The organism is Mycolicibacterium vaccae NBRC 14118 = CIP 105934 (genome assembly GCF_001552715.1).
Lineage (GTDB): Bacteria > Actinomycetota > Actinomycetes > Mycobacteriales > Mycobacteriaceae > Mycobacterium > Mycobacterium vaccae.
This window is the reverse complement of record NZ_BCRS01000314.1, coordinates 1-2,222: the sequence shown is the minus strand read 5'-3', so window position 1 is coordinate 2,222 and position 2,222 is coordinate 1. Positions and strand designations below refer to the sequence as shown.

Annotated in this window: 1 protein-coding gene; it reads right to left on the bottom strand. The window is 69.8% G+C overall.

The features are described 5' to 3' along the window. Positions 1-2,222: transglycosylase domain-containing protein (locus MVA01S_RS29570; protein ID WP_060941828.1), on the bottom strand; the 2,222-nt coding region annotated here is incomplete at both ends.

The following is a 2,222-nucleotide window of genomic DNA, read 5'->3' as shown; positions in this document are numbered from 1 at the left end:
GGGTGCACCCGGCGGCACCGGCGCTCCCGGCACCCCGGCGTCGGGCACCGGCGCACCGGGCGGCGTGACGGGCACGGTGGTCGGCGGGCCCCACGGGATCGTGATGCCCGGCGCGATCTCCAGCGTCGGCTGGATCACGGTCTCCGACGGAATCGGCGCTTCGGTGGTCCGCGGCGGCGGCGGCGCCTGCGGCACCCCGGCGTATCCGCCGATCTCCTCAGGCTTGGGGAACGACTCGTTGTCGGTGCCGTCGAGCGCACCGTCCATCGTCGCCTTCCAGATGTCGGACGGCAGCCCGGAGCCGTACACCGGTGAGCCCCACTTGTTCTCCAGCGGCTTGTTGCCGTCGACGGTGCCGACCCAGACCGCCGTCGACAGCGACGGGGTGAACCCGACCATCCACGCGTCGCGGTTGGCCCCGGTGTCGCCGAGCTGGTTGGTTCCGGTCTTGGCCGCCGACGGACGCCCGCCGGCCAGCGCGTGCCCGTTGGAGTAGGCGGCGATCGGCTGCATGGCGGCGGTGACGTTGTCCGCGACTGCCTTGTCGATGCGCTGCTCGCCGGCGTTGTCCTCCTGGCCTGCGTCGAAGAGCACCGTGCCTTCGGCGTTGACGACCTTCTGGACGAAGTGCGGCTTGTGGTACACCCCGGACGCGGCGAGCGTGGCGTACGCCGAGGCCATGTCGATGACGCGGGACTGGTACTGACCCAGCACCACACCGTTGTTGGGCGGTCCGCCCTGGCCGTCCTCCGACAGGGTGTGCTCGATGCCGGGGATGCTCTCGGCGATGCCGGCGGTGTGCGCGGCGTCGGCGACGTCCTGCGGGCCGTTCTTGAGCTGCAGCATCAGCCGGTAGTAGCTGGTGTTCAGCGACCGCTTCAGCGCCTCGGCGATGTTGCAGGTGCCGCAGCTGTTGCCCTCGACGTTGGAGATCTTGATGCCGTTGACCTCGACCGGCGAGCTGTCCACCTGGTAGCCCAGGCCCATGCCCTGCTGCAGCGCGGCGACCAGCGCGAACACCTTGAACGACGAGCCTGTCGGCAGCCCCGCCTGCGCGAAGTCGAAGCCGTTGGCGTCGGAGCCGCCGTAGTAGGCCTTGACCCCGCCGGTCTTCGGGTCGATCGACACCACCGCGGTGCGCATGTCCGGGTCCTGCCCGTCCAGGTACTCCTCGACGGCGTCGACCGCGGCCTCCTGTGCCTTCGGGTCGATCGTCGTGGTGATCTGCAGGCCCTCGGTGTTGAGGGTCTGCTCGTTGATGTCGAAGATCTCCATCAACTCGTTGACGACCTGGCGCTCGATCAGGCCGTTGGGTCCGGTGGTCTGGTTCTGGGTGAACGCCTGGTCCGGCGGAATCGTCGCCGGGAACACCTGGGCCTGCCGCTCTTCGGGGGACAGCGCGCCGATCTCGACCATGCCGTCGAGCACCCAGCTCCAGCGAATTGCCGACGCGTCCGGGTCGACGGCCGGGTCCAGCACCGACGGCCGCTGGATCAGCGCGGCCAGCAGTGCGCCCTCGGAGACCGTGACCTGCTCGACGGGCTTGCCGAAGTAGGACTGCGCCGCCGCGGCCACGCCGTAGGCGCCGCGGCCGAAGTAGATGATGTTCAGGTACGACTGCAGCACCTGGTCCTTGGACCACTCGCTGGACATCTTCGTCGAGATGACCAGCTCCTTGGCCTTGCGGATCACCCCGCCGACCCCGGACCGGGCGTCGCCGACCAGCGCGTTCTTCACATACTGCTGGGTGATCGTCGAGCCGCCCTGCAGGTCGCCGCCGAAGATGTTGTTCTTCGCCGCGCGCAGGAACCCGGTGAACGAGAAGCCCGGGTTGGAGTAGAAGTCGCGGTCCTCGGCGGCCATCACCGCGTCCCGCACGTGCACCGGGATCTGATCGATGTTGACGTCGACGCGGTTGCCCTCCGGCGGAACGATCTTGGCGATCTCGCTGCCGTCGCTGGCCAGGATCGTCGACACCTGCGCGGTGCGGATGTCCCCGGGCTTGGGGACGTCGACGATCATGTACGCCATCCCGAACGTCAGCAGAGGCAGCACGATCAGCAGCGCCGCGGCCACGATCGCGCCCCGGCGCACCCACGTCCAGTTGATCTGTTCGCGCAAGCTGCGGCGCGGACCGGTCGGGCCGCCACCGCCGGGACCGTAGGCGCTCGGCGGGCCGCCCCGCGGCGGGGGCGGCTGCTTCGGAGGTTGCTTCGGGGGCT